The organism is Vibrio sp. 1F279, from assembly GCF_041439815.1.
GTDB classification, from domain to species: Bacteria; Pseudomonadota; Gammaproteobacteria; order Enterobacterales; family Vibrionaceae; genus Vibrio; species Vibrio tasmaniensis_A.
Genome location: NZ_JBGOOU010000079.1, coordinates 1 through 6,253, shown reverse-complemented (window position 1 = coordinate 6,253; position 6,253 = coordinate 1). Strand labels below are relative to the sequence as shown.

The 6,253-nt window shown below is 39.7% G+C and carries 3 protein-coding genes and 3 pseudogenes; 1 reads left to right on the top strand and 5 read right to left on the bottom strand.

What is annotated here, in order from left to right:
- Positions 1–249 precede the first annotated feature (249 nt).
- Positions 250–435, top strand: a pseudogene (locus tag ACED60_RS25060) (IS6 family transposase); the annotation flags it as partial.
- 59 nt (positions 436–494) lie between these two features.
- Here the strand turns inward: ACED60_RS25060 and ACED60_RS25055 are convergent.
- The 5 genes and pseudogenes from ACED60_RS25055 to ACED60_RS25035 form a co-directional block, all read right to left on the bottom strand.
- On the bottom strand, positions 495–968 hold the full coding sequence (locus ACED60_RS25055) for a GNAT family N-acetyltransferase (protein WP_016800590.1): 474 nt from the start codon (positions 966–968) through the stop codon (positions 495–497).
- A 1,618-nt stretch (positions 969–2,586) separates the two neighbouring features.
- Positions 2,587–2,844, bottom strand: a pseudogene (locus tag ACED60_RS25050) (ISNCY family transposase); the annotation flags it as partial.
- 164 nt (positions 2,845–3,008) lie between these two features.
- A pseudogene (locus ACED60_RS25045) lies at positions 3,009–3,427 on the bottom strand (H-NS family nucleoid-associated regulatory protein).
- 840 nt (positions 3,428–4,267) lie between these two features.
- Positions 4,268–4,846, bottom strand: coding sequence for a DUF2913 family protein (locus tag ACED60_RS25040; RefSeq protein WP_016800595.1), 579 nt, complete (start codon positions 4,844–4,846; stop codon positions 4,268–4,270).
- Positions 4,847–5,104: 258 nt separating this feature from the next.
- On the bottom strand, positions 5,105–6,253 hold a 1,149-nt coding region (locus ACED60_RS25035), incomplete at its 5' end, for a hypothetical protein (RefSeq protein WP_371696128.1).

The following is a 6,253-nucleotide window of genomic DNA, read 5'->3' as shown; positions in this document are numbered from 1 at the left end:
ACTCTCATTAATGTGTACATTGCATACGGCAGAAGACAAGAGGACTTTGATGGTAGAGGGAAGACTTGTAATTCTTTTCCTACAAGGAGAATCGAAAGTATAATGAACACCCATTCTAACCTTTCGCCAGAAGACCTGCTAGGTGAGGCTTTACGATCTTTAGAGCACTGAGCTGGAACTTTAACGTTTTCTAGATTAGCGCATGATAGCTGAAAATATGAGCAAAAAAATTAAGAGTAATTACACCATGACAATGCGATAGAGTCAGACCATGCTCTAATCAAAAAGCTCATCGAAGCGATTCAAGGTCTTTAAAGGTTACGGATATTGAACAAGAGTCAATTTGATTTTTGGTTAAGCCGTGACCGGGCAGAGGTGAGAGTGCACGAGGGATCAGCGTTTTTGAATGAACTCTTCAATACATTTACAGTTTAAGTATAAAATGAGGCGGCCAAATAGCCGTCCCAGACACACCATCTGACTTGTTTATTCACTCATTCCTTTAAGCCAAAAATTAATTCAATTTCATCATCAAGTCTTCTGCCCGTTGGTATAAAACCAAGTTTTTGATAAATAGAGAGCGCATTGCCTTTTTCTTTATCCATCGTGGTCAGGGAGACGCCTTTTAAACCGATAATGGAAGCGTATTTCTTACTGAAGTTAATCGCTTGACTCCCCAATCCCTTTCCTTGGAAACGATGGTCAATCATGACGCGCCATACATATAAATGCTCCTTTTGAAAGTGTTCATCGTGTGTGTCCAGTATTCTAGGGTCAATCAGAGAGATCAGGCCCGCAGGTTTATCGTTTAAGTAAATACCATAGTTGATACTATCGTCGTTAAAACTGGCTTCTGCAAGCCACTCTGCGTTGTTAGCAATGAGTTGTTTTTGAGACTCTTCCACTGAGAGAGCAATAATGTCATCGATAATGGTATTGTTTATTTTTAAAAAGCTAATTTTATTCATGCTTATTTACCTTGGGTAGGTATTTCATTAAAAGTAACTGGCCAATGTAAGGATCTTGATAAGCTAATCTTGAGTTATCAAAATGGTAATGCCGCTTTTGTTCCTGTCATTTAACATAGGCTCTTCAACTATCTTATAGATCTCTTTATCTGGCGCATGCTAGAACTCGCCAATCGTTTTTCATTAAGGTATATAGTCACAGTAGAGTATGCTTTCTCAAACAATGAGGATGGAAGTTCTTGTTTCCTATTTTGTCTGCACCCATGACAGAAATATGAGTTCCAAGCGTTGCCCACGATGATTAAAAAAAAGGGTCCGTACAGTATTTTTGCAACAGTCCCGTTACAAGAACCAAAACAAAATCCCTGCTAGAGTGCTTACTAGTGTAATGAAAGAGAGCTTTAACGTGTTCTAAGCCAGTTACATGTTGTATGTCACTTATCAACTAAAATGGTGGCTCTTCTCTTACCGCCTTTGCACTCAACAGTGACGTTCACTCCATTGACGAGTGCTTTCTCATTATTCGCTCTGGCTCTCACATCGAGTTCAAATTTGGACAACGAGTTCGGTAAGCGCAAAAGAAAGAGTGCTGGTTACCCTTTTGCTTTGGTACAGGCCAAATCTTGATGTTATCGAAGATGGCCAATCGCAGTGCTAAAATAGACAAAACTCTGGAATATTGCAGCTAATGTTATCGAAAGCTATTCTGCACTATTTTTGTAGTTTGCGTAATTGGTGTAGCCAAACTCAACACCAATGATACGAACCGCCATATAAGTTTTAGCCCAGACCATTTGACGTATTATTCCGGAATCTTTTGTCTCTTACAGTATGACTTTGTAAGTAAAATCATTACATAATGAAAGCGTATTCACTAGGTTGCTAGTTCAAACCTTGATGCTTTGGTTTTTCTAATAGCGATAAGATGTCGCTCCTAATGAATTGATAGCAGAGTAGTTTCTTACGTCTAAAGCGGGACTTGATTGGATGAACCAACGATAAATATAGGACGATTCACAATAATGCCGTGCTTGGCCGACATATCACTCAGATTGACATTACTCATGGGCGTTGATTAAGCGACTTTCCATACTTGTTAGAAGAATATTTATTACTTCTAAATCGTAGTCAATACAATGTTTCTAAAAATGACGTACTCTCTTACCTTTATCGTTTGGGTATAAAGAGAGTCGATTTAAAAGTGGGCAGTAAAACGTTGAATATTTTATAAAACTTTGACCAGAACGTTATATAAGGGCTTCAAGGAAGGTAATAACCTTAGTCTTTCGGTCTTTTTTATGACGTTGTCACAATGAAAGTTGGGTGAGGCGATAATTCCCCTCACTCAATTAGTACCTGAATATGATAACAATAAGGCCGATGGGTAGGAAAAGTCTAAAAGTTTCGTACAACGTCATACCATCCGGATGAAGGTGGACGTTAAGTGGGAAGGTGATGAAAGGGTTCCACATGACTCCGCGTTTAATCGAAGAAGGGACCTGTCGTATGACAAAAGAAAGTGCCCGCGCCGTTTTTTTTTCTTATCCTTATTTTTTATTGATTTAACTATTTATCTCCCCACGCGCAGTCCTTTATTGATGGCCATTTACTTGCTCGGCTAATGAGAAAGTTGTGCTAGTTCGTCTTTATTCAATCCTGTGACATCCATAATGGCTTCCTGATCTAGACCATTAAGCATCATCTTGTGCGCCATCTCCTTGAGGGCTTCTTGGCGACCTTCTTGGCGACCTTCTTGACGTCCTTCTTGGCGGCCACGTTGCTCGCCTTGTTGGCGCAATTGTTCTGCAATAGTCATAAGTGTTTTCTCGTGTTTCGGTACTGATGAGGCCAGTGACGTAATTAACGCCTCTAGGTTGATTTCTGTTCACGCATTCATTTTAAGATTGGCCAATGGGAGAGATATTTAAAGTGAGCTGACTGCCCTATAGAAACTAACCTAAACAAGGGCTCTGTTAGTTTCTATATGAATTCTGGGCCTCTTAATTGAGGGGGGTGTAGTGAGGGTTTTGAAAGAAGCGACTATTTCGCGATCAAGAAATCCTCAATTGATTTTCCAGCATCAAGCTGTTCTTGAATTATGGAAGGGGTGCGACCTTGACCGGTCCAGGTTTTTTCTATGCCGTTCCCGTCTGTGTAACTATATTTAGCAAGGCGAGGCTTACGTTTACCTTTTATTTTATTCTTTGATTGACCTGCTAGAGCTTCTATAAGAGCTTCAATATTAACACCATCGACCTTGATTTGATTTGCTTTGCGATTTCAGCGACTTTGGATTCTTGTTCAGCACGAGCTTCGCGCTCTACTTCTTCGCTCTCTTGGCGTTCAAGAAAGACGGTCGTTAACTTATTCAGTGCTTCTTCAAGTTCCTCAAGTGTTAATTCACGAGAGAACGCACGAAGCGAGCGGATATTAAGTAAAGTTTTTATCATTTCGGTCATGTTGAGTCCATTTACATTTAAATTGAGATAATATTACAAATCAATAAGATACACAAAAATTGTCGAAACACGTTTTCTCCAAAAATAGCGTTGTGAATATTCCCTCTTAGGCATATTTTTCTAAATATCAATGAGTTATTGCCTATCTTCATCCGAGAATGATGCTTTTTTAGGGTAAATAGTTCGAGCGTCGCTAAAGCTTATGGATTTAAAGTGGCTGTACTGAATATCTTTGATTAATTTAGTGTTCAAACTTTCATGAGTAAACGCACAGTAAATATGCAAGTTATTGATGGCTATAGAGGATAGAGCACTCTCAAGTTGAGTTTCAGTAACCATGTAGATCAAAGGGGGTATTTCGGAACATCTCATATAACCATCAACCTCGTCATAGCATGTTGATTATTGCATGTGTCTGCATAAAGAAAAGTATGAATAGTCCTAAACTCTTATTGTGTCTCTGCATTGAAAACTGGCGTCCGTAAGGTTTGGGTGAAATTTTCACCTACCACTAGGATGGAAGGCTCCGTGTCACAGGGTGAGTATCGCAGTATATTATACTAGACCTAAATCCGGATTTAGGTGGAAAAATGAAGAAGAGAATTGGACCCTATGCGCAAACCTAGCCTAGCTAATGCCAATTTTAAAAGGTTCATGCGTAAGCCAGAGTTGCGTATTGAAAAGCTCTCTCTTTATGACCTATTTGGTCAGACTGGCTTTGGGTGCGTTGTCATATGGGAAAGCTTTCAGTCAAGGTTGAAGATGGGTATTTAGTCGGACATTGTCTACCCAAGGTAAAACCGAGAAATAGAAAGGCACTATTCAATCGTATAATCGTTATCACTCTCGGTGCAATAAAAGGTGAATGACTTCATCTTTCTCTTCAGAGTCAACTTCAACGCGATAAAAGCCTTTGGCTTTTAGCGCTTCAATTAACGCTTCCAACCGATGGGTTTTCACCGTCATAGCCAGGGGTTTTATCTGGTTATTGTCTTCATCAAACCCTTGCTCTATGCTTTTTTCTTTCATGTAAAGAGTATCTCGTTCCATTTCTTTTGTGGGGTCTTCCAACATAGTTGGAAACTGATGCTGCTCAAATAATTCCGTTAACATGATATAGAGTTCATCAGCCTGTGAGAACTTGGCTTGATACCCGAGATTCAGTTGATTTACCTCCCACATTTTTTGTTCGAGGTTGCCTGTTACACTTCGGCCAATACTGAGCATGGTTTTGAGTTCATTTTTACATGTCGAGAACTGAGGCCGTTTTACTTTTGGTTTGATGAATTTTACCAACAGTTCATTTCTTCTTTTCGTTGTCCAATATCCACCTTGTTGACTCATGGTTAAATACAGTGCGAGAAGCGCATTCGTCACGATCTCATCAAGGGCTTGATAGTGCTTAAGGTTTCGACTCATGAATTTATTCTTTCTCTTTAATTGAAGCTTCCTAGCTGTTTTTCACGATTTTAAATTGAGTGCGTAATCAGCGTGTATTAAGGCTTAAATAATAAGGCGCATTCAAAAATTAACGGGAAACGCGAACATATACCTGCTCAAACTTTAATGGCACCGCTCGTCGCAATCCCGTAGCTGGCGAAGCCAGTCGAAGGGTGAGCAAGCGGTATTTCGAACCTCTTAAACCACCATGATTAAGCCTCTTTTCTAGACACAGAATCAATAGAAGGTAAGAGATCCTAAATATTTTTTTAATTGATTGATACTGTTAACTTTCCTTATTCTTTTTTCAAGCGAGACTATCGAATCATCAATCATTTCAAGATACTTTTCCATTTTGGCTTGCGTCTTCTTCTTGCTTGGTGCTGAGAATTGTCTCCAGACTTGAGACTTAACTCCTTGTTGGCTAAAGATGTCACGGTGGGCCCGATTTAAATCCAGGAGCTTCATTTCGAGCAAATGCTCCATTCTCACTAAAGTTGTTTCATCAAGAAGGTGCTCAGAATCGGGGACATATTCTGTCAGCATTCGGACTAAGGTCATCACATCATTCTCTCGTTTGGCCACCGCCAGTTTCTGCATTAAACGATGTTTATCTTCTTTCTTTAACGGGTCAGACTCTTTATCTGGATGGATAACACTCGCAATGCGTTTGTACATTTTGTTGAGTTGAGTACCTCGGAACATTTCTTTGATGTTAAGCGCGTCGTCGTCTTCACTCTCAAAATAATCGAATTCAAAATCGTCCCAATCGTCCTCATTTTGGGCTCGTGGTGAAAATGAGTCGTTATTATGTTTAACAAAAGAGGCCCATAAGGCACTGATAAAAGCTTCAATGGCGAATGGATCACCAGAAGCCAGAATTTCACGGATTTTTTTGTGGGGTAAATCAATATCAGCGCCGAACATCTCCTTCATGCCGTTTTCAAATTCTCGACAAGCTGCATTGAGCGCTTGCTGTTTCTCTTTCTGAAATACTTTATTATGATAGGTTTCATACTCTTCGCATAACGCCTCGACTTTGTCTCTATCATTGATAAAAGGGCGATCAAGCAAGTCAATTAACTCCTGTTCAATCGCTTGCATCAAGCGATTGCGGATATTGGTTTTGAGTTTTTTTGAGGTCAAAAATGACATCAAGTGCTTAACCCAGGCACAGTGAAGATGGTCGAGCTTTTTATCATAGGGAGTCAGTTTATCTTTGTATTCAGAAAAAAGCTGATTGACCTTGAGCTCGGCCTTTTGATTACGCCGTTCATTTTTTTCAATCTTCCTCCAGAGCTCAGATAAATAATCCGACTGAGAATGTGGAACGTTGTTTGAGTGAAAAATAGGAAGTGTCATATCCGTCCTTTTCTCTTCTAGTAA